The sequence below is a fragment of the Pedobacter frigoris genome (genome assembly GCF_005116445.1).
In the GTDB taxonomy this organism is placed as follows: Bacteria; Bacteroidota; Bacteroidia; order Sphingobacteriales; family Sphingobacteriaceae; genus Pedobacter; species Pedobacter frigoris.
In genome coordinates, this window is record NZ_SWBQ01000004.1 from 510,508 (window position 1) to 535,960 (window position 25,453).

General features: G+C 33.9%; 24 protein-coding genes. All 24 read left to right on the plus strand.

The features are described from left to right. The first annotated feature begins 46 nt into the window (after window positions 1-46). The 24 genes from gmd (at window position 47) to FA047_RS16080 (ending at window position 25,438) form a co-directional block, all read left to right on the plus strand. Entirely contained in the window at window positions 47-1,183 is a 1,137-nt protein-coding gene (gmd, locus tag FA047_RS15965; RefSeq protein ID WP_136837070.1) for a GDP-mannose 4,6-dehydratase, read from the plus strand. A gap of 145 nt (window positions 1,184-1,328) precedes the next feature. Continuing rightward, window positions 1,329-2,057 carry a tyrosine-protein phosphatase gene (locus FA047_RS15970; protein ID WP_136837071.1) on the plus strand — a complete coding sequence of 243 codons (729 nt, stop codon included), beginning with the start codon at window positions 1,329-1,331 and terminating at the stop codon, window positions 2,055-2,057. Window positions 2,058-2,136: 79 nt separating this feature from the next. Further along, window positions 2,137-2,943 (plus strand): polysaccharide biosynthesis/export family protein, encoded by an 807-nt coding sequence (locus FA047_RS15975; RefSeq protein ID WP_136837072.1) that lies wholly within the window; start codon window positions 2,137-2,139, stop codon window positions 2,941-2,943. A gap of 26 nt (window positions 2,944-2,969) precedes the next feature. Next, complete coding sequence (locus FA047_RS15980; protein WP_136837073.1) at window positions 2,970-5,330, plus strand: GumC family protein; 2,361 nt, start codon at window positions 2,970-2,972, stop codon at window positions 5,328-5,330. A gap of 102 nt (window positions 5,331-5,432) precedes the next feature. Next, window positions 5,433-6,620, plus strand: a complete 1,188-nt coding sequence (locus FA047_RS15985; protein ID WP_205943325.1) for a UDP-N-acetylglucosamine 4,6-dehydratase — start codon at window positions 5,433-5,435, stop codon at window positions 6,618-6,620. 1 nt (window position 6,621) lies between these two features. Continuing rightward, window positions 6,622-7,770 carry a LegC family aminotransferase gene (locus FA047_RS15990; RefSeq protein ID WP_136837075.1) on the plus strand — a complete coding sequence of 383 codons (1,149 nt, stop codon included), beginning with the start codon at window positions 6,622-6,624 and terminating at the stop codon, window positions 7,768-7,770. A gap of 41 nt (window positions 7,771-7,811) precedes the next feature. Next, window positions 7,812-8,837 carry an N-acetylneuraminate synthase gene (gene neuB / locus FA047_RS15995; protein WP_136837076.1) on the plus strand — a complete coding sequence of 342 codons (1,026 nt, stop codon included), beginning with the start codon at window positions 7,812-7,814 and terminating at the stop codon, window positions 8,835-8,837. Next, window positions 8,834-9,940 (plus strand): UDP-N-acetylglucosamine 2-epimerase, encoded by a 1,107-nt coding sequence (gene neuC, locus FA047_RS16000; protein ID WP_136837077.1) that lies wholly within the window; start codon window positions 8,834-8,836, stop codon window positions 9,938-9,940. Before neuB ends, neuC begins: the two co-directional genes overlap by 4 nt. 5 nt (window positions 9,941-9,945) lie before the next feature. Next, window positions 9,946-10,995, plus strand: coding sequence for a nucleotidyltransferase family protein (locus tag FA047_RS16005; protein WP_225872756.1), 1,050 nt, complete (start codon window positions 9,946-9,948; stop codon window positions 10,993-10,995). Beyond that, the gene (locus tag FA047_RS16010; protein ID WP_136837079.1) at window positions 10,992-11,690 is read left to right on the plus strand and encodes an acylneuraminate cytidylyltransferase family protein; all 699 of its coding nucleotides are present in this window, start codon (window positions 10,992-10,994) and stop codon (window positions 11,688-11,690) included. Before FA047_RS16005 ends, FA047_RS16010 begins: the two co-directional genes overlap by 4 nt. Next, window positions 11,677-12,522, plus strand: coding sequence for an imidazole glycerol phosphate synthase subunit HisF (gene hisF, locus FA047_RS16015; RefSeq protein ID WP_136837080.1), 846 nt, complete (start codon window positions 11,677-11,679; stop codon window positions 12,520-12,522). The genes FA047_RS16010 and hisF overlap by 14 nt, the downstream gene beginning before the upstream one ends. Beyond that, the gene (gene hisH, locus FA047_RS16020) at window positions 12,510-13,178 is read left to right on the plus strand and encodes an imidazole glycerol phosphate synthase subunit HisH (protein WP_136837081.1); all 669 of its coding nucleotides are present in this window, start codon (window positions 12,510-12,512) and stop codon (window positions 13,176-13,178) included. Before hisF ends, hisH (FA047_RS16020) begins: the two co-directional genes overlap by 13 nt. Further along, a complete protein-coding gene (locus FA047_RS16025; RefSeq protein ID WP_136837082.1) occupies window positions 13,178-14,413 on the plus strand; it encodes an N-acetyl sugar amidotransferase in 1,236 nt (411 codons plus the stop codon). The genes hisH (FA047_RS16020) and FA047_RS16025 overlap by 1 nt, the downstream gene beginning before the upstream one ends. A gap of 10 nt (window positions 14,414-14,423) precedes the next feature. Further along, window positions 14,424-15,434 (plus strand): Gfo/Idh/MocA family protein, encoded by a 1,011-nt coding sequence (locus FA047_RS16030; protein ID WP_169304430.1) that lies wholly within the window; start codon window positions 14,424-14,426, stop codon window positions 15,432-15,434. A gap of 10 nt (window positions 15,435-15,444) precedes the next feature. After that, window positions 15,445-16,407 (plus strand): Gfo/Idh/MocA family oxidoreductase, encoded by a 963-nt coding sequence (locus FA047_RS16035; RefSeq protein WP_136837084.1) that lies wholly within the window; start codon window positions 15,445-15,447, stop codon window positions 16,405-16,407. A 36-nt stretch (window positions 16,408-16,443) separates the two neighbouring features. Beyond that, window positions 16,444-17,613: an O-antigen ligase family protein gene (locus FA047_RS16040; RefSeq protein ID WP_136837085.1), complete on the plus strand. Its 1,170-nt coding sequence runs from the start codon at window positions 16,444-16,446 to the stop codon at window positions 17,611-17,613. Beyond that, window positions 17,588-18,880, plus strand: coding sequence for a lipopolysaccharide biosynthesis protein (locus FA047_RS16045; protein ID WP_136837086.1), 1,293 nt, complete (start codon window positions 17,588-17,590; stop codon window positions 18,878-18,880). The genes FA047_RS16040 and FA047_RS16045 overlap by 26 nt, the downstream gene beginning before the upstream one ends. 5 nt (window positions 18,881-18,885) lie before the next feature. Next, on the plus strand, window positions 18,886-19,395 hold the full coding sequence (locus FA047_RS16050) for an acyltransferase (RefSeq protein WP_136837087.1): 510 nt from the start codon (window positions 18,886-18,888) through the stop codon (window positions 19,393-19,395). Next, a complete protein-coding gene (locus tag FA047_RS16055) occupies window positions 19,395-20,399 on the plus strand; it encodes a hypothetical protein (protein ID WP_136837088.1) in 1,005 nt (334 codons plus the stop codon). The genes FA047_RS16050 and FA047_RS16055 overlap by 1 nt, the downstream gene beginning before the upstream one ends. 61 nt (window positions 20,400-20,460) lie before the next feature. Continuing rightward, a complete protein-coding gene (locus tag FA047_RS16060) occupies window positions 20,461-21,597 on the plus strand; it encodes an N-acetyl sugar amidotransferase (protein WP_136837089.1) in 1,137 nt (378 codons plus the stop codon). Continuing rightward, window positions 21,594-22,208, plus strand: a complete 615-nt coding sequence (gene hisH, locus FA047_RS16065; protein WP_136837090.1) for an imidazole glycerol phosphate synthase subunit HisH — start codon at window positions 21,594-21,596, stop codon at window positions 22,206-22,208. The genes FA047_RS16060 and hisH (FA047_RS16065) overlap by 4 nt, the downstream gene beginning before the upstream one ends. Window positions 22,209-22,235: 27 nt before the next feature. Continuing rightward, window positions 22,236-23,681 (plus strand): MBOAT family O-acyltransferase, encoded by a 1,446-nt coding sequence (locus tag FA047_RS16070; protein ID WP_136837091.1) that lies wholly within the window; start codon window positions 22,236-22,238, stop codon window positions 23,679-23,681. 6 nt (window positions 23,682-23,687) lie between these two features. Beyond that, the gene (locus FA047_RS16075) at window positions 23,688-24,623 is read left to right on the plus strand and encodes a hypothetical protein (protein WP_136837092.1); all 936 of its coding nucleotides are present in this window, start codon (window positions 23,688-23,690) and stop codon (window positions 24,621-24,623) included. Window positions 24,624-24,658: 35 nt separating this feature from the next. Continuing rightward, on the plus strand, window positions 24,659-25,438 hold the full coding sequence (locus tag FA047_RS16080) for an AglZ/HisF2 family acetamidino modification protein (RefSeq protein ID WP_136837093.1): 780 nt from the start codon (window positions 24,659-24,661) through the stop codon (window positions 25,436-25,438). The last annotated feature ends 15 nt before the right edge of the window (window positions 25,439-25,453 follow it).

A 25,453-nucleotide genomic window follows, 5' to 3' on the forward strand; every position in this document is an offset into this window, starting at 1 on the left:
AATAATTGCGTATGTTTACAGACTTAAATATTAAAGCGTATAATCGATGAAAGTAGCCTTAATTACAGGGGTGACAGGTCAGGATGGGGCCTATTTAGCAGAGTTTTTGTTAAAAAAAGGATATTTTGTGCATGGTCTTAAAAGAAGATCATCTTTATTCAATACTGATCGAATCGATCACCTGTACCAGGATCAGCATGAGCAGGGAGTAAACTTCAAACTTCATTTCGGTGATCTAACGGATTCAACCAACCTGATCCGCATCATTCAGGAAACGCAGCCGGATGAGATTTATAACCTGGCAGCGATGAGTCACGTTCATGTGAGTTTTGAAATGCCGGAATACACGGCTAATGCAGATGGCGTGGGTACATTGAGACTATTGGAAGCGATACGTATATTGGGACTGGAGAAAAAAACAAGAATCTACCAAGCTTCGACTTCAGAATTGTATGGTTTGGTTCAGGCGGTGCCTCAGAGTGAGAGTACTCCTTTTTATCCACGTTCGCCTTATGCAGTTGCTAAGATGTATGCATATTGGATCACTGTTAACTATAGGGAAGCTTATGGGATGTATGCCTGCAATGGTATTTTATTCAACCATGAAAGTCCACTGAGAGGGGAGACTTTCGTGACGCGTAAGATCACCAGGGCAGCAGCTAAGATTGCTTTGGGTTTACAGAGCTGTTTATACTTGGGCAACTTGTCGGCACAGCGCGATTGGGGTCATGCTAAAGACTATATAGAAGCCATGTGGCTGATTTTACAGCAGGAAAAAGCAGAAGATTATGTGATCGCAACTGGGGTGACAACAACAGTAAGAGATTTCGTGAGGATGAGCTTTGCTGAGCTGGGTATAGATATAGAATTTAGCGGTAAGGATCAATATGAGCGGGGTGTAATTATCGATGTAGATCAGGATATGGTGGCCAAGTTTGGATTAAACGATGAGTATTTGAAGCCGGGCACAGTTGTTGTTCAGGTTGACGAGAAATATTTCCGCCCTACAGAAGTTGATTTGTTGTTAGGTGACCCTACCAAGGCAAATACAAAATTGGGATGGAAGCCAAAATACGATCTAGCAGCGCTGGTAAAGGATATGGTTCAGTCGGATCTGCATTTGATGAAGAAAGATGAGTATTTGAAAGACGGCGGATTTAAGACTTTGAATTATTTTGAATAGGTTATCAGAATGATACTCTAGTGTTAAATGATTGAATATTAATACAAAATGTGGTTGTTGCGGATTTTTCTTTATATTTTTGGCAGCGCCTGTTTTAGGTTACAGGGAAAAATTTGGATATGTTAGAATCAATTAAAAATAATTAATGTTTTCAATTTTTAACAAAAGTAAGCCGGTTACTGACCTGGAATGGCTGGGCGTCGATATCCATTCTCATTTACTTCCGGGTATTGATGATGGTTCTCCTGATGTTCAAACTTCTGTTCACTTGATTAAAAGGCTGAATGAGCTTGGTTTTAGCAAATTCATTTGTACCCCACATATCTATACTGAACTTTATCCTAATACGACTGAAACTATTTTGCCTGCTTTGGATTTGGTAAAATCAGCATTAGCTGAGAAGGGGCTGGATATCAGTGTCTCTACTGCCGCAGAGCATATGATCGACAATACATTTAGCGTTCATGAAAGTCTCTTGTGTATGCCTGATAAGCATATCCTTGTTGAGATGTCTTACCTATTTGAGACTCCTGATATAGAAAAAAGCATTTTTGATTTGCAGATCAAGGGTTATAAAGTAATCCTGGCACATCCTGAAAGATATAATTTTTACCATAACCACCATGCAAAGTATCATCGGTTGAAAGACATGGGGGTATTTTTCCAGTTGAATTTGCTGGCCGTTACGGGTTATTATGGTAAGGAAGTAAAGAAAACCGCAGAATATTTATTGTCGAAAGGCATGTATGACTTTGCTGCAACAGATTTGCATCATGAAAAGCACCTGGATGCATTATCTAATGCGGTAGCAAATGGTTCTTTGCATCAGAAACTAGGGAATTATCCGTTTAAAAACAAGGAGCTTTTCTTATGATGGTAAAAATAACCTGTGAAAATATAATTAAAAAGTTAAATTTGCGCCTGCCAATTTGATTATAACAATAATCGTACCTATGAATATAAATATTAACGTAATTAAAACTCTCAAATTAAGTCTATTTGTAGCAATTGTTGCTTTAGCATCTTCTTGTGTGAGCAATAAAAAGATCGCTTATTTCCAGGATATACAGGGCGTTGATCAGGCAAAGCTTGAAAATGCAGCTAAATTTACGGAGCCTGTTATTCAAACTGATGATATTTTAAGTATTAATATTTTTACGCTGAATCCTCAGACGGGTGCGGTTGTTAACCAGGCGGCGGCAACACCATTATTGGGGGGAAGTACAAATTCTGCTGCAGCAAGTCAAACCACAGGTTTCCTGGTAGACAGGAACGGTGATATTGAACTTTCGCTGGTTGGTAAAGTTAGAGTTGCAGGATTGACCACCTATCAAGCCAGAGAATTAGTTCGCGAGAAGGTGAGTAAGGATTATAAGGATCCGAATGTTCAACTGCGTTTTGCTAATTTTAAAGTAAGTGTGCTCGGTGAGGTTAATACGCCATCGACTTATACTTTACCCAATGAGAAGGTATCTATTTTAGATGCATTAAGTTTAGCCGGGGATTTGACCATCTACGGAAGAAGAGAAAATGTACTGATTGTTCGTGATAATGATGGTAAAAAAGAATTTGCAAGGCTGAATTTGAATTCATCAGAGATTTTCAATAGCCCTTTTTATTATTTGAAGCAGAATGATGTTATTTATATTGAACCGAATAAACGTAAGGTTTCTGCATCTAATTCAGGGCAAATTCAGACTATTGGCGTAATAGCATCAGTACTTTCTGTGATTGTAATCGCAATTACAAATCTCAAATAGATTTTTATTTATTATACTATATATACATGCATACAGCTGAAGGAGTTCCATCGAAGAACTTTGATAACGAAGAAAATAGCATTGATTTAAAAAAGGTTTTCAATAAATTGATTGATAAATGGCACTGGTTTATTTTTAGTGTATTTATATGCCTGGTTGCTTCATTTCTATATTCAAGATATACTCCGCCAACTTATCAGATAAAAGCTCGTCTCCTAGTTAATGACGATGAAAAAGGAGGGGGAATAAGTAAGCAGGCGGGAGCTTTGATGGATCTAGGTGGATTAATGGGTGGTAAAAATTCAGTCGATAATGAGGTCGAGATTCTGAAAACCAGATTTCTAATGGAGCAGGTGGTTAGACAAATGGAATTAAACATTGTCTATACACGAAAATCTAATTTAATAAGTAGGGAGTTGTATAGGGCCCCGTTTAAATTAAATATCATCAAAGGAATTGATACGATAAGGCAGACGAGACTGAGCGTAGAAGAACTTTCCGGAGACAGATTAAAAATAAGTTCTGATCATTTTGAAAAAGACGTTAAGTGGAATGAAAATTTTGATGTTGCAGGCATTGGAACTTTAAATTTAACCCAAAATAATGGTTTGAAAATGCCAGAGGGAGAATATTTTGTTACAGTTAGTTCTATTGACTCACGTGTTGCAGCATTAATGAAACAACTTTCTGTTAATGTTTCAAATAAACAAGTTTCGATTATCGACTTAGGGCTGTCTTACACCTTACCTAATAAGGGTGAAGACGTTTTGAATGCGCTGATTAATAGATATGCCGAGGCTAATTTAAGTGATAAAAATGCTATTGCAGATAGTACTTATCGTTTTATAACGGAACGGCTAAATTTGATTGCATCTGAATTGGGTGATGTAGAGAATAAAGTAGAAAGCTTTAAACAGCAGAATAAATTAGCAGACATGACAGAGCAAGGGAAGCTATTAGTGCAGAATTCGGGTGAGTTTGCATCAGAGTTAGCTAAAGCCGAGACTCAGGTCACCGTTCTAAGTGATCTGGAAGATTATCTTAAGGATGAAACTAAAAATAAGCGTGTCTTTCCAACCTCTTTACTACCTCAAGACCTTATATTTTCTAATTTGATGAATCAATATAATAGCTTGCTTATTGAAAGAGACAAACAACTATTAGGTCTTACAGAAGAAAGCCCTTTTATTCAGAATATCGATACCCAAATTACGGGACTGAGAAAAGGTATATTATCAAATATTCAGAGTACAAAAAATTCTTTTGTGGTAACGAGAAATAAATTAAGAACACAACTAAAAGAAGCCGAAGGTCAAATTGGAGGTGTCCCTCAAATTGAGAAGAATTATTTGAAATTAGCTAGAAAACAACAAATTAAGCAAGAGTTATATATTTTCTTGATGCAAAAAGCTGAAGAAACAGCAATATCAAAGACATCTAATATTTCCATAGCTAAAATGATAGACCCTCCAAAGTCAGAGGTATTGCCAACTAGTCCTAAAAAGAGCGGCATTTATTTGGCTGGATTACTTTTTGGAATAATTATCCCAATATTGATAATACTTGGAAAAGAAGTTTTAAACACAAGTATATCAACAAAAGAAGAAATTTTAGCTTTAACTCAGGTGCCTGTAGTTGGTGAAATTAGTCACAATTTAAGCTCAGATAATTTGATCGTTGCGAATCAGAGTAGATCTTCTATTTCTGAACAATTTAGAGCCTTACGAACTAATTTATCATTTTATTTGAAAACTAAGGATGAAAAAATAATTCTTCTAACATCTAGTATGTCTGGAGAAGGCAAGTCCTTTACTGCGATTAATTTAGGTAACATTTTGGCATTGGCAGGGAAAAAGGTTTTATTGATGGAATTAGATTTGCGTAAACCGGGACTATCTGCAAAATTGGATGTAAATAATGATGTGGGATTTAGTAATTATACCATCAGTCCGGATATTAATGTAAAAGACATCGTAAAACCACTTAAAATTAATCAAAATATGTTTATCATTTCATCGGGTCCGTTGCCTCCAAACCCTGCTGAAACTATAATGAGTGAAAATACCCCTTTATTAATAGATGAACTCAAAAAACAGTTTGATTATATTATCATGGATGCTCCCCCGGTTGGTATCATAACTGATGCACAGCTATTGTCTCAGTACGCAGATGTGACACTTTATTTGGTCAGACAAAAAGTTACTCAGAAAGCACAGCTTTCAATTGTGGAGGATTTATACCGTAAGGGAAAAATGAAAAACCTAGGTATTGTTGTAAATGATATTGCCAGCAAGTACTATGGATATGGATATGGATATGGGAATTATGGCGAAAATGATTCTGGTTCGTGGATCGGGAAAATGCTTAATAAATTTAAAACGAGCTAACTGTAAAACGAATTTTTATTGCAGGTGATGGTCTCAGAAAGCCCCATAGGCTTACAAACCGTATTATTTTAATAAGACAATATAAATAGAAGACAGTAAATAATGAATATTCTTAACCTAATTGGCAGAAATAAAGAATTATTTTTTCAAGACATAAAAAGTCATGAAACAGTATTAAAAGAGATTGTTTCAAATTCGAGTTTTTTAGTAATTGGGGGAGCGGGCTCAATAGGCCAGGCTGTAACAAAAGAAATATTTAAGAGAAATCCACTTAAACTGCATGTTGTTGATATTAGTGAAAACAATATGGTGGAACTTGTGCGTGACATAAGGAGTTCATTTGGTTATATTGATGGAGACTTCCAAACATTTGCGTTAGATATCGGATCTGTAGAGTATGATGCTTTTATTGAAAATGACGGTTATTATGATTATATTTTGAACCTATCTGCATTAAAACATGTAAGAAGTGAAAAAGATCCTTATACATTAATGAGAATGATTGATGTAAACATTTTTAATACTGAAAAGACTATTAATCATGCTATAGCAAAAGGAACTAAAAAGTATTTTTGTGTATCAACAGATAAGGCCGCTAATCCTGTAAACATGATGGGTGCATCCAAGCGGATTATGGAAATGTTTTTAATGAGAAAAAGTGAAGAAATTAGCATTTCCACTGCACGGTTTGCAAATGTTGCATTTTCTGATGGATCTTTATTACATGGGTTTAACCAAAGAATTCAAAAAAAACAACCCATCGTTGCTCCAAATGATATTAAGAGGTATTTTGTAATACCTAAAGAATCAGGTGAGTTGTGTTTAATGTCATGTATTTTTGGTGAGAACAGAGATGTCTTCTTTCCGAAATTAAGTGAAGATTTACATCTGATAACTTTTGCAAGTATTGCCGAGAAATATCTTGCAGAATTGGAATATGAACCTTTTTTGTGTAAAACCGAAGGTGAAGCCCGGGGATTGATTGAAACACTTCCTCAACAGAAAAAATGGCCATGTCTGTTTACCACCAGTGATACTACCGGGGAAAAGGATTTTGAGGAGTTTTTTACAGATAATGAAACCCTTGATATGGACCGTTTTGAAAATCTTGGAGTAATTAAAAATGAATCGGGTTTTGACCAGTATAAGCTTGAATATTTCAGTGATGCTATTACAAAGTTGAAGAGTAATAGATCATGGACAAAAGATGACATTGTAGACTTATTTCATAAGATGATTCCTGATTTTGGACATAAAGAAACAGGTAAGTATTTAGACGCCAAGATGTAACATGATAGAAAAATTTGAGAAAATAGTCACTTTTGTTAAAGAGCAGTATCCGGAGAGGGATTTTGTAGGGTTGCATGAACCCGTTTTTATAGGTAATGAACGAGAGTATGTTCTTGATGCTATAGATTCGACTTTTGTATCTTCGGTTGGATCCTATGTAAATAAATTTGAAGAAATGATGGCACAGATCACTGGTGCCAAATATGCGGTTGCCATTGTGAATGGCACAAATGCATTACATATGGCATTGATCCTGGCGGGTGTAAAATCTGGAGATGAAGTTTTATCTCAATCTTTGACATTTATTGCTACCGCCAATGCGATTAGTTATGTAGGGGCTTCACCACTTTTTGTAGATGTAGACAGAGATACTTTAGGAATGTCTTCTAGTGCCTTAAAAAGCTTTCTGGAACAGAATGCCGAAAAGAAACCAAATGGTACATATAATAGGTTAACGGGAAAGAAGATTTCCGCTTGTGTACCAATGCATACTTTCGGATTACCTTGCCGAATCGATGAAATTGGAGCAATATGTGAAGAATGGGGTATTTGTTTGGTCGAAGACGCAGCTGAATCATTAGGGAGTTATTATAAAGGTAGACATACCGGAGTTTTTGGTAAAATTGGTGTTTTCAGTTTCAATGGGAATAAAACTGTTACTTGTGGTGGCGGCGGCGCTTTAATAACAGATGATGAAGAGCTAGCAAAGAGAGCTAAGCATTTAACCACTCAGGCAAAAGTGCCTCACAAATGGGAATTCGTTCACGATGAAATTGGATTCAATTATCGGATGCCAAACTTAAATGCAGCCTTAGCCTGCGCACAATTAGAACAGCTGGAGAAATTTGTCGAAAATAAGAGGAATTTATCTAGTTCTTACAAAGAATTCTTTGAATCGCAAAATATCGAATTTATAGCCGAAATCTCAGAGGCTAAAGCTAATTATTGGCTTAATGCTTTATTATTTGATAATCGTGAAGAACGTGACGCATTTTTAACTTATTCTAACTCTAATGGAGTAATGACTAGACCAGTTTGGGAGTTGATGAATAGATTGGAAATGTTTAAAAATTGTCAGGCGGATGACTTAAAAAATAGCATTTGGTTGGCAGACAGACTTGTTAATATACCAAGTGGTTTCAGGGTTTAAAATTGGAGTTTATGTTGGTAATCCTGTAATAAAATAATTTAATGAAACATACAGTTATAATTGCGGAAGCGGGTGTAAATCATAACGGAAATTTGGATAATGCTTTCAAGTTAATAGATGTTGCTGTCGCTGCGGGAGTTGACTATGTGAAGTTTCAAACCTTTAAGGCCGATAAACTCGTCTCCAGCGCAGCAAAGAAGGCCGATTATCAGATAGAAAATACCCAAAATAATGAAGAATCTCAATTAGAGATGCTTAAAAAATTGGAGCTTTCCATAAAGGACCATGAAAATTTGATTGCTTACTGCAAAAGTAAAAATATTAAATTTTTTTCTACGGCTTTTGATTTAGAGTCTTTAACATATCTTTCAAGTATAGGTTTGGATATGGTTAAAATTCCATCGGGAGAGATCACTAACCTTCCCTACTTAAGAAGAGCTGCGGAATTATTTTCAAAAGTAATCTTATCTACAGGTATGGCTACGATGGAAGATATTCATTTAGCGATAAATGTATTCTTGAAAAATGGAATTGGAAAAGATGATATTTCAATACTTCATTGCAATACTGAATATCCAACACCGATGCATGATGTCAACCTAAAGGCAATGCTTCATATAGGGGAAGTTTTTGGGACAGAAGTCGGGTACTCAGATCATACCCTTGGTATTGAAGTCCCAATCGCAGCTGTGGCGCTGGGAGCTAGGATAATAGAGAAACATTATACACTTGACCGCAATTTGCCAGGGCCTGATCATGCTGCATCTTTGGAGCCTTTGGAGTTAAAAGCAATGGTTAGTGCGATTAGAAATATAGATGCAGCCATATCCGGATCAGGCCTAAAGGAGCCGTCTATTTCTGAAATGAAAAATTCGAGCATAGCAAGAAAGAGTATTCATTTAAACAGAGATAAAAAGGCCGGGGAGTTTTTATCTGCAGAAGATTTTGAAATGCTAAGGCCGGGTGACGGTATTTCACCAATGATTATGGATGATCTTATTGGAAAAGAGTTAAATAAAGATTTAGAGGCCGGTCATAAACTATCTTTTACTGACTTTGTATTATGAGGATAGGAGTTTTAACGAGTTCAAGAGCAGATTTTGGAATTTACCTTCCTTTATTAAAAAGATTAAGCGAAGACAAATATTTTGAATTAAGCATTATTGCATTTGGAACCCACTTGTCCACTTTTCATGGTGAGACGATCCAACAAATAATCAAAGAAGGATTTGAAGTAAAATATGCGATTGAGTCTATGCTCATGACCGATAGTCGGGAATCAATTTCTACCGCAATTGGGTTAACTACTATTAAATTTGCTGGTTTTTGGGCTCAACATGCTGCCAATTTTGACTTGATATTTTGCCTTGGAGATAGATATGAAATGTTTGCAGCAGTAACAGCGGGTATTGCATTTAACATTCCTTTTGCACACTTACATGGTGGTGAAACTACACTGGGGGCTATTGATAATGTATTTAGACACGCAATTACTTTAGCATCTAAATTTCATTTTGTTTCCACTGCATTGTATGGTAAGAAAGTTAGTGAAATCATAGGCTCAGATAATAATATATATTATATTGGGGCGCTAGGTCTTGAAAATATTTCAACCATTCCATTGTTGACAATACCTGAATTTAAAGAAAAATGGCATATTGACTTGTCTAAGGATACAATTCTTACCACATTTCATCCTGAAACAGTTTCTCCCTCAGATAATGAAAAATATGCTTATGAATTGGTCAATGTTATTAAAGATAATCCTTCTTTTCAGTTTTTAATAACAATGCCTAATGCTGATACTAAAGGCAATATTGTAAGAAAAATATTGGTTGACGAATTGAGAAATAACAACAACGTTTATTTAGTTGAAAACTTGGGCTCTCAAAGCTATTTTACTGCTATGAAGTATTGTTCATTCTTATTGGGAAATACTTCGAGTGGGATAATAGAAGCTGCGAGTTTTGGAAAGTATGTGATAAACATTGGAAATAGGCAAGAAGGACGAGCAACTAGTAAAAATATTTTGCAGGTTCCAATAATCCAGGCTTCTATTCAAGAAGCCATAAATACAATAAATGATAAAAGACATTTTTCTGAAGAGAATATATACTTTAAAAAGAATTCATCGAGCAATCTCATTAATATTTTAAAGCAATTAAAATGAATAACATGGAACAACATATTGTTAATTTGAATGCAGAAGCTAGGGTTGCTTTGAGGGCGCTTGATTTATTGAGAGATTTTGTGAGCAGAACATTGTTTGTTGTGGATAATGATCATAAGCTGGTCGGTTCTCTAACTGATGGTGATATTAGAAGGGGATTGCTTAACGGGCTGGAAATTTCACAGCCAATTTTTTCCTTCATGAATAGCAATTTTAAATTTTTAAAGAATAGTCAAGAGAATATTTTACTTATCAAAGAGTATAAGAAAAATGGCATTCAATTAATTCCTTTAATCGATGATAATTATCAACTTTTAGATGTAATTGACCTAACCAAAACGAAGACGATTCTTCCGGTTACAGCATTGATCATGGCTGGAGGTAGAGGAGAAAGATTAAGCCCGTTTACAGATACATGCCCTAAGCCCATGCTCAAAATAGGAAATAAGCCAATCATTGAGCATAATATTGATCGTTTGATCGCTTATGGTATTTCGGATATTTATATCAGTGTTAAATATTTGAAAGAACAGATCATGAATTATTTTGGAGATGGTACTGCAAAAGGGGTCAAAATCACATATTTAGAAGAAAAAGATCCTCTGGGAACATTAGGGGCATTGTCATTAATAGAAAATTTTTCTTATGATGATTGCTTGGTTATGAATTCGGATTTATTGACAAATATAGATTTTGAAGATTTCTATAATTTTTATACTGAGAATAAGGCTTGTATGTCCGTAGCCAGTATCCCTTATAATGTAAATATTCCATATGCTGTTTTAGAGACCGAAGGAAACCAAGTAAGTGCTTTTTCTGAAAAACCAACTTATACTTATTATTCAAATGGTGGAATTTATTTAATTAAATCACATTTAAAAAAATATGTAAATAAAGATACTTTTTTTAACGCTACTGATTTGATGGATATACTCATTGAGGACGACCAACATCAGCTTGTTCATTACCCTTTACTAGGATATTGGCTAGATATAGGTAAACATCAGGATTTTATTAAGGCGCAAGAAGATATAAAACATATTAATTTAACATGAAAACTTTAATTTTAATTCCCGCTAGAGCGGGCTCAAAAGGTTTGAAAGGTAAGAATGTTAAGAATTTGGGTGAACTTCCGTTGATTGCTTATTCAATATTATTTGCAAAAGAGGTAGCTACTCATAATGATATCGTTTGTATTAGTACGAATGATCCTGAGGTGATTGATATCGCTGAAAAATATAATTTACCCGTTCCGTTTGTAAGGCCGGATGCATTGGCGTCAGATTTTGCGGGATCCTATGAAGTGATTATGCATGCCTTAAATCATTACGATGCCTTAGATATTAATTTTGATAGTGTACTTTTGTTGCAACCAACTTCACCGTTTAGATTAGTTGAAGATTTTAACAAAATGAATGCTTTGTATACTGCAGATTGTGATATGGTTGTTTCAGTCTGTGTGTCAAAAAATAGCCCTTATTTTAATTTATTTGAACAAGATCAATATGGCTATTTAAAAAAGTCAAAAGAATCGGATGGCATACGACGACAGGATTGTCCAGAGGTTTATGCTTTCAATGGTTCAATGTATTTAATAAGTGTAGCAGCGTTAAAGAGAACTAATTTTCAGGGGTTTACAAAAATTATTAAAAGCGTGATGCCAGAGGAACGAAGTATTGATATCGATAACATGAGAGATTGGAAAATAGCAGAATATTTCTTAATAGAAGCGAAGAATGAAAACAGTTAGAATTATCCCTAGATTAGATATTAAGGGGCCAAATTTAGTAAAGGGAATACATTTAGAGGGATTGCGGGTTCTGGGCAAACCATCAGATTTTGCGAAGTTTTATTATGAACAAGGAGCTGATGAGCTTATGTTTATGGACGTTGTGGCCTCTCTGTATGAGAGAAACAGTTTGCATGATATTATTTCTGAAACTGCAAAGAGTATTTTTATCCCTATTACCGTTGGTGGTGGTTTAAGAAGTATTTCTGACATTAAAGAGGTATTAAGAGCGGGTGCAGATAAAGTTTGTTTAAATACAGCTGCCATAAATAATCCACAATTGATAAAGGATGCAACGAGAATGTTTGGATCATCAACTATTGTTGTCGCTATTGAAGCAATTAAAGAACAAAATGGACAATATCTTGCATACACTGACAACGGGCGGGAACATACTGGCTTAGATGTATTTGAATGGGCGCAGAGGTTAGATGATATGCGTGTCGGAGAGATAGTAATTACGTCGGTAGATAAAGAAGGAACTGGAGAAGGATTCGATTTAGAATTGATTTCGAAAGTAAGCTCATTAATTTCAGTTCCCCTTATCGCACACGGTGGAGCAGGAAAGAAAGAACACATTCCCGTTGTAATTAAAGAAGGAAAAGCAGATGCGGTTGCATTGGGATCTTTACTTCACTATCAATTTATTAAAGAGAATGAATCTCAAAAATCTGATAAAGAAGGAAATACAGAATTCCTCCAGCAGAAGAGAAATTTTCATATTTTTGAACCGTGCAGCCTCAATGATATAAAATCATACTTAGTTGACAACAAAATTGAATGCAGAATATAATGGGTGACTTTAAGAAAAAGGTAGTCATAATTGACTATAATCTTGGGAATTTATTTAGTGTAAAACAGGCATGTGATACAGTAGGGATGAATGCTATAATAAGTTCTGATAAGAAAGAGATTGAAGAAGCTGATGCGCTAATTTTGCCTGGAGTCGGGGCTTTTATTGAGGCGATGACAAATCTAGAAAATTTGAAGCTAGTAGAACCGATAAAAAATGCTGTGGGAAATGGCAAACCGCTGTTTGGAATTTGCTTAGGATTGCAACTGCTTTTTACTAAAAGTGAGGAATTTGGATCAGGAGAAGGATTAAATTTAATAGACGGTGTTATTAGAAAATTTCCAGCTATTTATAACGAAAGAAAAATAAAGGTTCCTCAAATTGCATGGAATAAGATTTATTCCTCAAAACAACATTGGGGAAATAGTCCATTATCTGAGATTGAAGAAAATGAATTTATGTATTTTGTTCACTCTTATTATGTCGATCCGACAGAAGAATCTTGTGTAATGACTTTAAGCAATTACGAAGGTTTAGAATATTGCTCAGGGATATCAAAAAACAATATATTTGCCACTCAATTTCATCCTGAAAAAAGTGCTGAAAAAGGAATTTCAATTTATAGAAATTGGGCTATAATTAATAATTTATTATAATGTCAGAAAAAAAATTAGAAGCTTATTATGGGCTGCCTCACGAGGTGAAATTTTGTGCTAAATGTGTAATGTCTAATCAAAGGCCTGCATCGGCAGTTGAGTTTAAACATACCATTGATAGTAAAAAGGTGACTATGCAGTTCGATGAAAATGGTATTTGTGATGCATGCAGAACAGCAGAAATTAAAGATAATATTAATTGGGGGATGAGAGAGGAGGAACTGATTAAGTTATTGGATAAACATAGGAAAAATGACGGATCTTATGATTGTCTTGTACCTGGCAGCGGAGGGAAAGATAGTGCTTATCAGGCACATATTTTGAAATATAAATATGGAATGAATCCTCTTACTTGTACTTGGCCCCCGATATTGTATACAGATTATGGGTTGAAAAATTGGAGAAATTGGTTAGATAGTGGATTCGATAACCTTTCTTTTTACAGAAATGGAAAGGTAATGAAACTTTTGACTAAATTATCTATAGAAAATCTATTACATCCGTTTCAAACATTTATTCTCGGACAAAAAAATTTAGCTCCAAAAATTGCTGCTGCGCAAGGTATCAATTTGATTTTCTATGGTGAAAATGAGGCTGAATATGGTAATCCTATTGCTGACAATATGACTTCATTGAGAGATAAGTCTTACTACAGTTTCGAGCATTTGGATGAGATTTTCCTGGGTGGAGTTTCAGTTCCCGAACTGATTGATAAATATGATGTCAGACTTTCTGATATCATGGCTTTCCTACCTCCAAAAGCAGAGGAGTTGGAAAGAGCTAACATTGAAGTTCATTATTTAGGTTATTATCTAAAATGGACTCCACAGGAAGTTTATTATTACGCTGTGGAAAATACCGGCTTTAAAGCGAGACCCTTTAGAACTCAAGGTACTTATAGTAAATATAGCGGGATAGATGATAAGATAGATGATCTACACTTCTACACTACATTTATAAAATTTGGTATAGGAAGAACTACTTATGATGCTTCTCAGGAAATACGCAATAGACATTTAACAAGGGAAGAAGGAATTGCCTTAGTTAATCGTTTTGACGGAGAATTCCCTGATCGTTATTTTGACGAAGTGATGCAATATATCGGAATGAAGCCAGAAGACTTTCATGCTCTATGTGATAAATTTAGATCGCCACACCTATGGGGTAAAGATGAAGATGGTAAGTGGAAGCTACGACATAATGTGGCAGGAAAAGGTTTAGATGATATCAAATAAATTATATAATATGAAGTTGATAATAATTGGAGCAGGCAGGATGGGTATGAGGCATGCGATAGGAGCTGCTAGAAATAATAATATTACAGAAATTTTATTGTTGGATATTAATGCCTCGGCATTAGACAATGCGAGGATTCAATTGGCCCAAGAATCATTACTGCATAAGTTTAAATTAGATTTGTTTGATAATTTATCTGCTTTAGATTTTAGTGCAGATATTGCGATTATTGCCTCCCCTGCTAAGGATCGGAAAGAAATTTGTCGTTTGTTAATTAGCAAAGGTGCTAAAGATATACTTGTCGAGAAACCATTAGGGCAAAATTTGAAAGAAGTTGAAGACCTATCATCGTATATTGAGAGTACAAACGTGCGTGCTTATGTTAATCTTAATATGAGGTTATACCCTTCCTTCATAACATTAAGAGATGACTTACAAAACAGACCTCAACTATCTGGATATAAAATCTTTTCAATAAATACCGGATCAATAGGTATAGGAGCAAATGGAATTCACTATTTGGATATGTTGTTTTTTCTTTTTGACGCGGATGAAGCAAAAATCGTTGCTGGTGAGATCGAGGAAGATCTTTTAGCAAGTGGACGAGGACCGGACTATGGTGATTTTGGAGGGTGGTGTACTATTAAGTTTTTTGCCAATGGTGATGAGGTGGGTAGGGCCCATGTTTCAATCACAGCTAAGAGCTCTGTTTTTGGTAATTGGGACATTATTGCGCCATTCGGTCATATAATCATTAATGAAATAGAACAAGAAAGAATAACAACTTTAAGGAAAGAAGATAGTGCGATGCCCATCCAAAGGTATGGTGCAGATTACTTGCCATCTTTAAAGTCGGAGTTTGTATCTCCATTTTTAGGAGAACTAACTTCTGTTTGGATTGATTCTATAGCTAATGGAGAGTCGGCATTACCTAGCATTAGTGAATCTTTAAAAGTACATAAATTGATGTTTGATTGGTTGGAATTGAGCCAACATCATACTGTTTTTCCAATAACATAATTATGATATAATGAAAGTTTTTGAAAACGACCTTTGGATTATAGGAACTGGTTTGATGGCAAAGGAATATGCGAAGGTCCTGAAGGCTCTAGATGTGCCATTTATAGCAATAGGTAGAGGTGAGAAGAATTATGAAGAATTTAGATCAGAATTTGGTGTAACTGTATATTGTGGTGGACTCTCAAAATTTTTAAGTGAAAGTCCAAAGATTCCAAAAAAAGTTATTGTAACAGTTGGTATCGAGGCTTTGGCCGACACAACATTACAGCTTTTAAATTACGGCGTTCTTGATATTTTACTAGAGAAACCTGGATTTGGATATCCATCTGAAATCAAATCAATTGTTAATACAAAAGCTGAAAATCAAACAGTTTTATTGGCTTATAATAGAAGATTTTACTCCTCTATTAGAACTGTGAGAAAGTTAATAAAAGCTGATGGAGGGGTTACTTCTTTCTTTTTTGAGTTTACAGAATGGTCTCATTCCATACGAGATTTAGTAAAACATCCTGCAGAACATAATAATTGGTTTTTTGGTAATTCTACCCATGTAATAGATACCGCATTTTATTTAGGAGGCAAGCCCAAAGTTCTCTCTGCTTACCATTCCGGATCAATTGATTGGCACCCGAGTTCTGCAATTTTTGTTGGTTCGGGTATTTCTACTAGCGAAGCCTTATTTTCCTATACAGCTAATTGGGAAGCGCCTGGCAGATGGGCCATTGAAATAATGACCAAGAAGCATAGGTTTATTTTAAAGCCTATGGAGAAATTGGCTGTTCAGGTTATAGGCAGTGTTCAAATTAATCCGATTGAGATAAAAGATGAAGAATATGACATCGATTTTAAACCAGGCTTATATTTGCAAACGCGAGCATTTTTAGAAAATGATTATTCTGATTTCTGTAGCATATCTGAACAATTTGAAATGATGGATATCTATATTAAGATGAGTGGTTATCCATATGAGTAAGAATTGGAGTTACAAGCTTTTTCAGTTAATCTTTAGATGTTATTAGATAATTTCTTGATGGGAAATATTAGATCATATTTAGTTTCTATTACATTTATTTTTTTATTTATAGCTCCTTTCACTATATCTATTTTTCTATCTGAAAGCAATACCAAGTTATATTATTTATTACTTGTTTTTTGTTATGGATTATATGCTATTCTAAATATAAAAGGATTAATATCTAAGATATATGTAAAACCACTGCTTCTTTCGGTGGTTTTTCTCTTTTTTGGTGTGGTCAATGTTATTGTTAAAGGAGAATTGGACAACTTTTTTTTTGTAGCTCCTATTATTACTTATTTTGCATATTACTACGTAAACAATAATAGAATAAAATCAAAGGTGATGGACTTTTATATTATCTTCCTATATATATATTATGGAATCGTATATTATGCAACATTGCCAAGTTTGCTGATCCATCCCGAATTAGAAGATTTTTTTGGCAAGGCATCGTCTAATGCAATACCATTGACCTTAAACATTTCACTATATGCTTATATGATATTAAATAAGTATTATAACGAAAAAAATAACAGGAAAATAGTTTTTTTTGCATCTCTTAACTTAGTATTGATCCTGATTCAACAAAGCCGAGCTGGAATAGTTATAGCTGTTGTTATTTTATTGATAGCTAGCTATGAATATTCCAAGAAACTGGCATTAAAAATGCTCATCATAATAAGTGTACTTTCATTCTTTTTTATAACTTATTATTATCATCAAATTCTAGAATATATTGACATCGTAGGCACTGTTGATACAAATAGCATAAAAGATGATATAAGAGGTGAAGCCCAATCCGCTTTTTTTCAAAAAATGAGTTTTCAAGAGGCATTATTTGGATATAAAGATGGGGACTTTGCGGGAATGACTTATACTTACAACAATTTTCTAGATATTTGGAATAAATACGGTATTATTCCACTGATAATTGTTTCGCTGCTATTTGTTTATAGATTTATTTTCTATAAACTTTTTAAATACCCCTTATATTATTTCGTTCCATTTTTTGTTTATAGCTTAGTTGAATCAAGATTTTTCCCGAACTTCTGGGATATAATTATTTATTTAATGCTTTTTGCATTAGCACGGACTCAAACATCTACTGTTCTTAATAAAAAAAGCCAATCCCAAAATGATAAAGTCATTAGCACTATTTAAAAATACAGCAATTTATCTTACTGCTAATGTAATTAACGCCGCAATTCCTTTTGCTTTAATTCCTGTACTCACAAATTATCTATCTCCAGAAGAATACGGTATTATAGCACTTTATACGCTTTTTGTGAGCTTCATTACCCCCTTCATAGGTCTTAGTGTTCATGGGGCAATTACAAGGAAATATTTTAGTCTCAACCGGATAGATTTTAGACAATATATAGGAAATTGTCTTTATATTGTTTTGATAAGTTTGATCCTATTTATTGTAATTATCAGTTTCTTAGGAACCCCTATTTCCTATTTTTCAGGATTACCTGAAGATATTCTGTATCCAGTTGTTCTTATTTCCTTTTTTCAATATATTACATTAATCTTATTGTCTATTTTACAAGTTAAAGAAAAGTCAATACAATATGGCATACTCCAAATAGGTGTATCTTTACTGAACTTTGGTCTTAGTTACCTATTTCTCGTAAAATATTTGGAGGGGTGGAGAGGACGCCTGCTTGCTTGGGAATATGCTGCGGGAAGCTTTGCTATTATTTCCTTCCTTATTATTCTTATCTATCAAAAGGCAATTTTTAAGTTTAAAATATCTTTTATAAAAGACATTTTAAACTTTAGTCTACCTTTAATCCCACATACCGTGGGAGGATTGATTATTGCTTTGAGTGATAGATTGATTATTAGCAAAATTCTTGGTTTAAACGAGACTGGCATTTATACCATTAGTTTTCAGATAAGTAGTATTCTTCTAATTGTATTGACATCTTTTAATAGTGCATATGTACCTTGGCTTTTTAATAAACTGAAAATAAATGATAAGAAAATTAATATTCAAATTGTTGTAATGTCTTATTATTTTATGGTTTGCATTTTACTAATGGTAGTTATTGGTTATTTGATCTCACCTATATTTTTTGAATTTTTTGTTGGTGAAGGCTTTCGGGAAGGGAGTAAATATTTATTTTGGATGCTTCTATGCTTTGGGTTAAATGGCATGTATTTTTTGGTTTCAAATTATATATTTTATGCAAATAAAACTAAGTTTTTAGCTGCCACTACCTTTTTTATTGCAATAATAAATGTTCCAATTTGTTATTTTTTCACAAAAAAATGGGGCCTGATGGGATCTGTTCAATCAAGTGTGCTATCGTGGTTTTTATTATTTTTAATTACTTGGGCGCTAAGTAATCGGGTTTATAATATGCCATGGAAGATTGGTTTTTTTGAAGCGATTAAATTTAAAATGAAATTTAGATTTTGATATAAATGTTAGGAAGGATAAAGCGATGGATAATTAGCATTCGTAATAATGCAAGAGGATTTCTAGTTTTAAAGCAAGTTGGATCTCATAAAGGCGAAATTTATGTTGGTGGTAGAACACGTTTGTCTAAACAAACGCATTTAGGAAGAAACCCTAATTTTAATGGCATGACTATTAATGGAATCGGTAAAGTATTAATTGGGGATAACTTTCATTCTGGTACAGACTGCTTAATTATTACTAGTTATCATAATTACGATTATGGTAAAAAGATCCCTTATGATGATACATACTTAATAAAAGATGTATTTATAGGTGATAATGTGTGGTTTGGAGATAAGGTTTTGATATTAGGCGGAATTGAGATAGGGGAGGGAGCTATTGTTCAAGCTGGAGCCGTTGTTAGTAAAAGCATACCGGCTGGTGGAATTGCTGGTGGCAATCCTGCTCAGGTATTTAAATATAGAAACATGGATCATTACTATGATTTAAAGGAAAAGGAGCAATTTCATTAATGAAAAATTATGTTTTTCTCATAGGAGCGCAGCACCAATTATTTCAAGTCTATGAGGCAATTAGGAAATATAGCGTTGATAGCTCTCAAGTAACAGTTGTAATTGAAGATACCGGTGATCAACGTGTGGTAAAGAGAGCACAGGACGAAGAGAAATTCGGAGAGGTCATTGTTTTTGAAAACTGGGTTTTTAAAGATATTTTGCTAAATCCAAATAAGCATCTGAGTTATATTAAATACTGCAAATCGCTAAGACCTATCTCAACGGATATTCTTTTTTTTGCAAGTCATTATGATAGCGACAATACTCTCCTTTTTTTATCTATTGTTAATCCGGCTCTGTTTTATTTGATGGATGAAGGAACAGCTAGCTTTACTGTTAGCTCCATGAGAGCAAAGAAAGATAATCGAGGTTTATTGTTTTTAATAAAGTCGCTTCTATATAGACATAGGATAAAGCTTAGTAAAGGTCTCATCTACTTTACCAAATATCAATTTGAAATTCAAAAATATGATCAAGTTGATTTTTATCTTCAAGAGAAATTCGACAATCCACTGGAAACTTTAGTTGATCACGAATTTATTTTCCTTGGTAGTAGTATTGTGGAGGTTGGGTTGCTCAAGGAAGAGGATTATCTATCTTTTCTAGCACAAATTTTCTTAATAAATTGCGATAAGAAAGTGCTTTATTATCCTCATAGAAAAGAAAGTGAAGAGAAGCTGGCAAAAGTTAAAGATATAGGTTTTGTAATTGTAAAAATTGATCTTCCATTTGAAGAGGAATATCAGCGTATGAAAAGATGCCCTGCAACTATTGGCTCTTTTTTCTTTACAACTGTACTGGACAATATTTCTAGAACTAATAAAAAAAATCCGGAGTTGGTCATTTATCATTTTAATATTGAACTTTTATCAGAAGATAAAGAGGTCTATTATAAAATACTAGCTCATTTATATACAAACAAGTATTTGAAAATTTTAGAAGTTCAAAAAATAGAGGCGTAAATTACTTTATGTCAGAAGATTTATTCATTTTTGCAAAAAAAATACAATTACGAAACTACATATGAGAGAATATCAGATTTGCACAAAAACTATTATGGACACTTCCGATCCAAATATTGTTTTTGATGAAAATGGCGTAAGTGATTACTATCATAATTTTCATAACACTATGCTCCCTAATTGGCATCCCGATGAAGAAGGAGAAAAAGAATTGATGAAAATGGCTGAAAAGATCAAGAAGCAGGGAGAAGGGAAAGATTTTGATTGTATAATAGGCATGAGTGGTGGGTTGGATAGTTCTTATCTGGCATATATTGCTAAAGTGAAAATGGGCTTAAGGCCACTAATATTCCATGTTGATGCTGGCTGGAATACGCAGCAAGCTGTAGGGAATATTGAAAAACTAATAGATGGACTTGGTTTAGACCTTTATACGGAAGTTGTGAACTGGGAAGAAATCAAAGATTTACAAGTTGCATTTTTGAAATCTCAGATTCCAGATCAAGATTTAGTTCAGGATTACGCATTTTTTTCTGCTTTGTACAAGTTTGCCAGAAAAAATAAAATAAAATATGTATTAACAGGTTCCAATATCTCTACTGAATGTTGTAGAGAACCTGAAGAATGGGGCGGATACGCGGGTATTGATACTACTTTAACGAAAGACATACATAGGCGTTTTGGTAAACGGCCTTTAAAAACATTTCCTTTGGTCGATATTCTAAAATATAAAATATACTATAAATATGTTCTTGGAATGCATGTTTTTAAGCCTTTAGATTTAGTTCCTTACAACAAAAAAGAAGTGGAAAAGATGCTTGAGGAGAAATTCGGATGGCAAAAGTTCCAGCATAAACATCATGAATCCAGATTTACTCGTTTTTATGAAGATTATTGGCTGCCACGAAAATTCGGTTTCGAAAAAAGAAGAGCTCACTTTTCTAGTTTAATTTTGACTAATCAAATGACTAGGGAAGAGGCCTTGGACAGAATTTCAAGACCGGAATTAGATGAACAATTCTTAAAGCAAGAGTTTGAATATGTAGCAAATAAGCTAGATCTGACAGTCGCCGAGTTGCAAGAAATTTTTGAAGGAGAAAACAAGACATATAGAGATTACAAAAACAAAAAGAACATCATTGCTCTAGGATCAAAAGTGATGAGGATTTTAGGTTTGGAGAAAAGGTTGTTTAGATGATAGCAATTATAGACTATGGAGTAGGTAATATTAGGGCTTTTGCTAATATTTTTAAAAAATTAGATGTCCCCTTTAAAATAGCAAAGGTTGCAGATGATTTAAATCATGTAGACAAGCTAATATTACCAGGAGTAGGGGCTTTTGATCATGCAATGGAACAATTGGATGGTTCTGGAATGCGCTCTAAACTGGATGAATTGGTCTTGAAAAATCAGACTCCTGTAATGGGCATATGCGTTGGCATGCAAATGCTGGCAAATTCAAGTGATGAGGGGCGGCTTCCTGGTTTGGGATGGATTGATGCAACAGTGAAAAAATTTGATGAAACTAAGATCAAATTCAAAACACATCTCCCACATATGGGATGGAATGATATTGCTCTCGTAAAAGAAAATAAGTTGTTAGCAAAATTGGAAAATGATGCGAAATTCTACTTTTTGCACTCTTATTACTTTAGTTGCAATGATTCTGAAGATACTATTGCTATCACGGATTATGGAATAGAGTTTAGTTGTGCAGTAAATAAAAATAATGTTTATGGAGTTCAATTTCATCCTGAAAAAAGTCATGATTACGGAATTCAGCTTTTAAATAATTTCTCAAGATTATAAACTTGCATAAATTAAAACCACCTAAGTATGCTCTTTAATTCCGTCAATTTTGCCATATTTTTACCGATTGTTTTCATATTATATTGGTTTGTAACTAATAGAAATTTAAAAGCCCAAAATATTCTGCTTTTACTTGCTAGTTATTTTTTCTACGCTTGTTGGGATTATCGGTTTTTATTCTTGCTTATTTTTTCCACTTTTTTAGATTATTTTACTGGACTGAGAATGGAACGGTCTAAATCTCAGAAATTTAAAAAAATGTGGTTTTGGATTAGCATTGTAGTGAATTTAGGGTTTTTGGGACTTTTTAAATACTACAATTTTTTTATCACATCATTTGTTGATGTACTTTCAAATTTTGGATTAAATGCGAATCTAGGTACCCTACAAATAATCCTACCTGTGGGTATTTCTTTTTACACTTTTCACGGTCTTTCCTATGTGATAGATATCTACAAAAGTAGAATAAAGGCAGAAGCTAATTATATTGATTATGCTGTATTTGTCAGCTTTTTCCCTCTATTAGTCGCTGGACCAATTGAAAGAGCTACGCATTTATTACCGCAAATTAAAAAGAAGCGTGTATTCAACTATGTACAGGCGGTCGATGGCCTTAGGCAAATACTTTGGGGGCTATTTAAAAAAATTGTTATTGCTGATAGTTGCGCTGAATTTGCTAATCAGATTTTCAATAATTCTGATAATCTCAATGGAAGTACTCTTGTTTTAGGCGCTATTTTCTTTACTTTCCAAATTTATGGAGATTTCTCAGGTTATTCTGATATTGCTTTAGGTACAGGCAGACTCTTTGGTATAGATTTGTTAAAGAACTTTTCATTTCCTTATTTCTCAAGGGATATTGCGGAATTTTGGAGGCGTTGGCATATCTCTCTTTCGACATGGTTTAGAGATTATTTATACATTCCATTAGGTGGAAGTAAAGGTGGAATGTGGGTAAAAATTAGGAATACGTTAATTATTTTTCTAGTGAGCGGTTTTTGGCATGGAGCAAATTGGACTTTTATTGCCTGGGGTTTGTTAAATGCTTTGTATATCATGCCTTCCATTATCTTTAATACTAATAGAAACAATTTGGATATAGTTGCGAAGGGTAAATACTTCCCTTCTTTTAAAGAATTATGCCAAATGATTCTCACATTTAGTTTAACTGTATTCGCTTGGATCTTTTTTAGAGCTTCTGATCTTCAACACGCTTTACGCTATATTACAAAAATATTTTCAAAGTCAGTCTTCGAAATTCCTATCTATTTCAATCGATTCGCATCATTAATTGTTCTTTTTGTTATTGGTATTTTTCTAATAATAGAATGGCAGGGGAGAGAAAATAATTTCGCTATTGAAAGGATTTTCACAAAGAATCTCCTTCTGAGATGGCTGTCTTATATTTTAATTATTTTGGCTATCATCGTTTCTTTCGGAAAGGCAGAATCTTTTGTGTATTTTCAATTTTAATCAACAATGGGGAGATTTATATTAAGGTTACTTTTATTTTCAATAGTGTTAATTGTTTTCTTAGCTCCATTGTTTTTTTTTAGAATCGGCGGCGAAAGACTGAAATATATTGACAATCCTGTTGCTGCTATTATAGATAAACATGAGAGAATAAAAAAAATTAATTCTCCAAGGTTAATTATAACCGGAGGTTCTAACGCATTCTATGGAATAAACTCAGCCAAATTAAGAGATAGTTTGAATTTAGATGTTTGTAATATGGCTTTGTTTGCAGGATTTGGATTGGATTTTATGTTAAATGAGCTTAAAGATGAGCTAAAATCCAATGACATAGTCTTGTTGAGCATTGAATACTTTTTACCTTCTCGTATTAATCCTAAGGCTGAAGAGCAATTGATTCGATATTATCCAAATTCAATTAAATACCTCAATAAAGATATTTCTACAAAAGAAAAGCTGTTGAATCCAATTAAATTAAATATTGAATCGGTTCAGAATTTTGTGTTGAAGCCACTGACAAGTAAAAGTAGTATTTTTATCCAAACCCGATTAACAAATGAATATGGTGACGCGATAGGGAATTTGAACTTTAAAAATCCTGCACATTCAGATTTTGCTGTCAAATTCGAATACAAAGATTGGGAAGGGATAGCTAAACTTAACCAATTTTTGGAAATTGCTGCTTTAAAAAATGTTAAGGTACTTTTTGTATTTCCACCTATACCAGAAGTTACATATAATATTAATAAGGATATTATTGCTCGCCTTGAAGCGGATTTGAAATCGAGACTTAAAATACAAGTATTATGTACACCACAAGATATGGTGTTTGATGATAATTTATTTTTCGATACAGAATATCATTTAAATAAATTTGGAAGAGAATTGAGAACAAACAAACTTATAGAAATGATAAAGGACTTTCAGATGTCCTTATTATAACTATTGACTGTTTCAGTTATTACGTAAAAATACAAATGCTTAGACCTAGAATAATACCTTGTTTGCTGGTTCATGATAAAGGATTGGTTAAGACCGTTAGATTTAAAGACCCAAAATATGTTGGTGATCCAATAAATGCTGTTCGTATTTTCAACGAAAAGCAAGTAGATGAACTAACGGTGCTTGATATTGACGCTTCGGTACAGAATAGAGAACCAGATTACAGAATGATTGAAAATCTTGCTGCTGAGTGTAGAATGCCATTATGTTATGGAGGAGGAGTTAAGACACCCGAACAGGCACAAAGGATTTTTAGCTTAGGGGTTGAAAAAATAGCAATTAGTTCTGCTGCAGTTGAGGATCCATTACTTGTGACAAGAATTGCCGAACGTGTGGGGAATCAAAGTGTTGTGGTGGTAATTGATGTTAAGAAAAAAATGCTTGGAGGATACGAAGTATATATTAACAATGGAAAAAAAAGTACTGGTAAAAATCCCTTTGAGTTAGCAAAACAAGTTCAAAAATATGGTGTCGGAGAAATCGTTATCAATTTTATAGATAACGATGGGGTTATGAAAGGCTATGATTTAAGTTTAGCGGAAAAAATGAGGGATAGCGTTACAGTTCCTTTGACTATGCTTGGAGGCGCCGGTTCTTTAGATGATATTGGTAAATTAATTAGTAAATTTGGAATTATTGGTGCATCTGCGGGGAGCTTATTTGTTTTCAAAGGTGTTTATAAAGCTGTACTCATTAATTATCCGAACCAAAACGAAAAGACGCAGTTAATCTTAAATAATTTCGATTTGAAATAACCTATTATTTGGATA

Coding starts and splice junctions, on each gene's coding strand:
- gmd (WP_136837070.1), top strand. CDS start 47: ATGAAAGTAGCCTTAATTACAGGGGTGACAGGTCAGGATGGGGCCTAT.
- FA047_RS15970 (WP_136837071.1), top strand. CDS start 1,329: ATGTTTTCAATTTTTAACAAAAGTAAGCCGGTTACTGACCTGGAATGG.
- FA047_RS15975 (WP_136837072.1), top strand. CDS start 2,137: ATGAATATAAATATTAACGTAATTAAAACTCTCAAATTAAGTCTATTT.
- FA047_RS15980 (WP_136837073.1), top strand. CDS start 2,970: ATGCATACAGCTGAAGGAGTTCCATCGAAGAACTTTGATAACGAAGAA.
- FA047_RS15985 (WP_205943325.1), top strand. CDS start 5,433: ATGAATATTCTTAACCTAATTGGCAGAAATAAAGAATTATTTTTTCAA.
- FA047_RS15990 (WP_136837075.1), top strand. CDS start 6,622: ATGATAGAAAAATTTGAGAAAATAGTCACTTTTGTTAAAGAGCAGTAT.
- neuB (WP_136837076.1), top strand. CDS start 7,812: ATGAAACATACAGTTATAATTGCGGAAGCGGGTGTAAATCATAACGGA.
- neuC (WP_136837077.1), top strand. CDS start 8,834: ATGAGGATAGGAGTTTTAACGAGTTCAAGAGCAGATTTTGGAATTTAC.
- FA047_RS16005 (WP_225872756.1), top strand. CDS start 9,946: ATGGAACAACATATTGTTAATTTGAATGCAGAAGCTAGGGTTGCTTTG.
- FA047_RS16010 (WP_136837079.1), top strand. CDS start 10,992: ATGAAAACTTTAATTTTAATTCCCGCTAGAGCGGGCTCAAAAGGTTTG.
- hisF (WP_136837080.1), top strand. CDS start 11,677: ATGAAAACAGTTAGAATTATCCCTAGATTAGATATTAAGGGGCCAAAT.
- hisH (WP_136837081.1), top strand. CDS start 12,510: ATGCAGAATATAATGGGTGACTTTAAGAAAAAGGTAGTCATAATTGAC.
- FA047_RS16025 (WP_136837082.1), top strand. CDS start 13,178: ATGTCAGAAAAAAAATTAGAAGCTTATTATGGGCTGCCTCACGAGGTG.
- FA047_RS16030 (WP_169304430.1), top strand. CDS start 14,424: ATGAAGTTGATAATAATTGGAGCAGGCAGGATGGGTATGAGGCATGCG.
- FA047_RS16035 (WP_136837084.1), top strand. CDS start 15,445: ATGAAAGTTTTTGAAAACGACCTTTGGATTATAGGAACTGGTTTGATG.
- FA047_RS16040 (WP_136837085.1), top strand. CDS start 16,444: ATGTTATTAGATAATTTCTTGATGGGAAATATTAGATCATATTTAGTT.
- FA047_RS16045 (WP_136837086.1), top strand. CDS start 17,588: ATGATAAAGTCATTAGCACTATTTAAAAATACAGCAATTTATCTTACT.
- FA047_RS16050 (WP_136837087.1), top strand. CDS start 18,886: ATGTTAGGAAGGATAAAGCGATGGATAATTAGCATTCGTAATAATGCA.
- FA047_RS16055 (WP_136837088.1), top strand. CDS start 19,395: ATGAAAAATTATGTTTTTCTCATAGGAGCGCAGCACCAATTATTTCAA.
- FA047_RS16060 (WP_136837089.1), top strand. CDS start 20,461: ATGAGAGAATATCAGATTTGCACAAAAACTATTATGGACACTTCCGAT.
- hisH (WP_136837090.1), top strand. CDS start 21,594: ATGATAGCAATTATAGACTATGGAGTAGGTAATATTAGGGCTTTTGCT.
- FA047_RS16070 (WP_136837091.1), top strand. CDS start 22,236: ATGCTCTTTAATTCCGTCAATTTTGCCATATTTTTACCGATTGTTTTC.
- FA047_RS16075 (WP_136837092.1), top strand. CDS start 23,688: ATGGGGAGATTTATATTAAGGTTACTTTTATTTTCAATAGTGTTAATT.
- FA047_RS16080 (WP_136837093.1), top strand. CDS start 24,659: ATGCTTAGACCTAGAATAATACCTTGTTTGCTGGTTCATGATAAAGGA.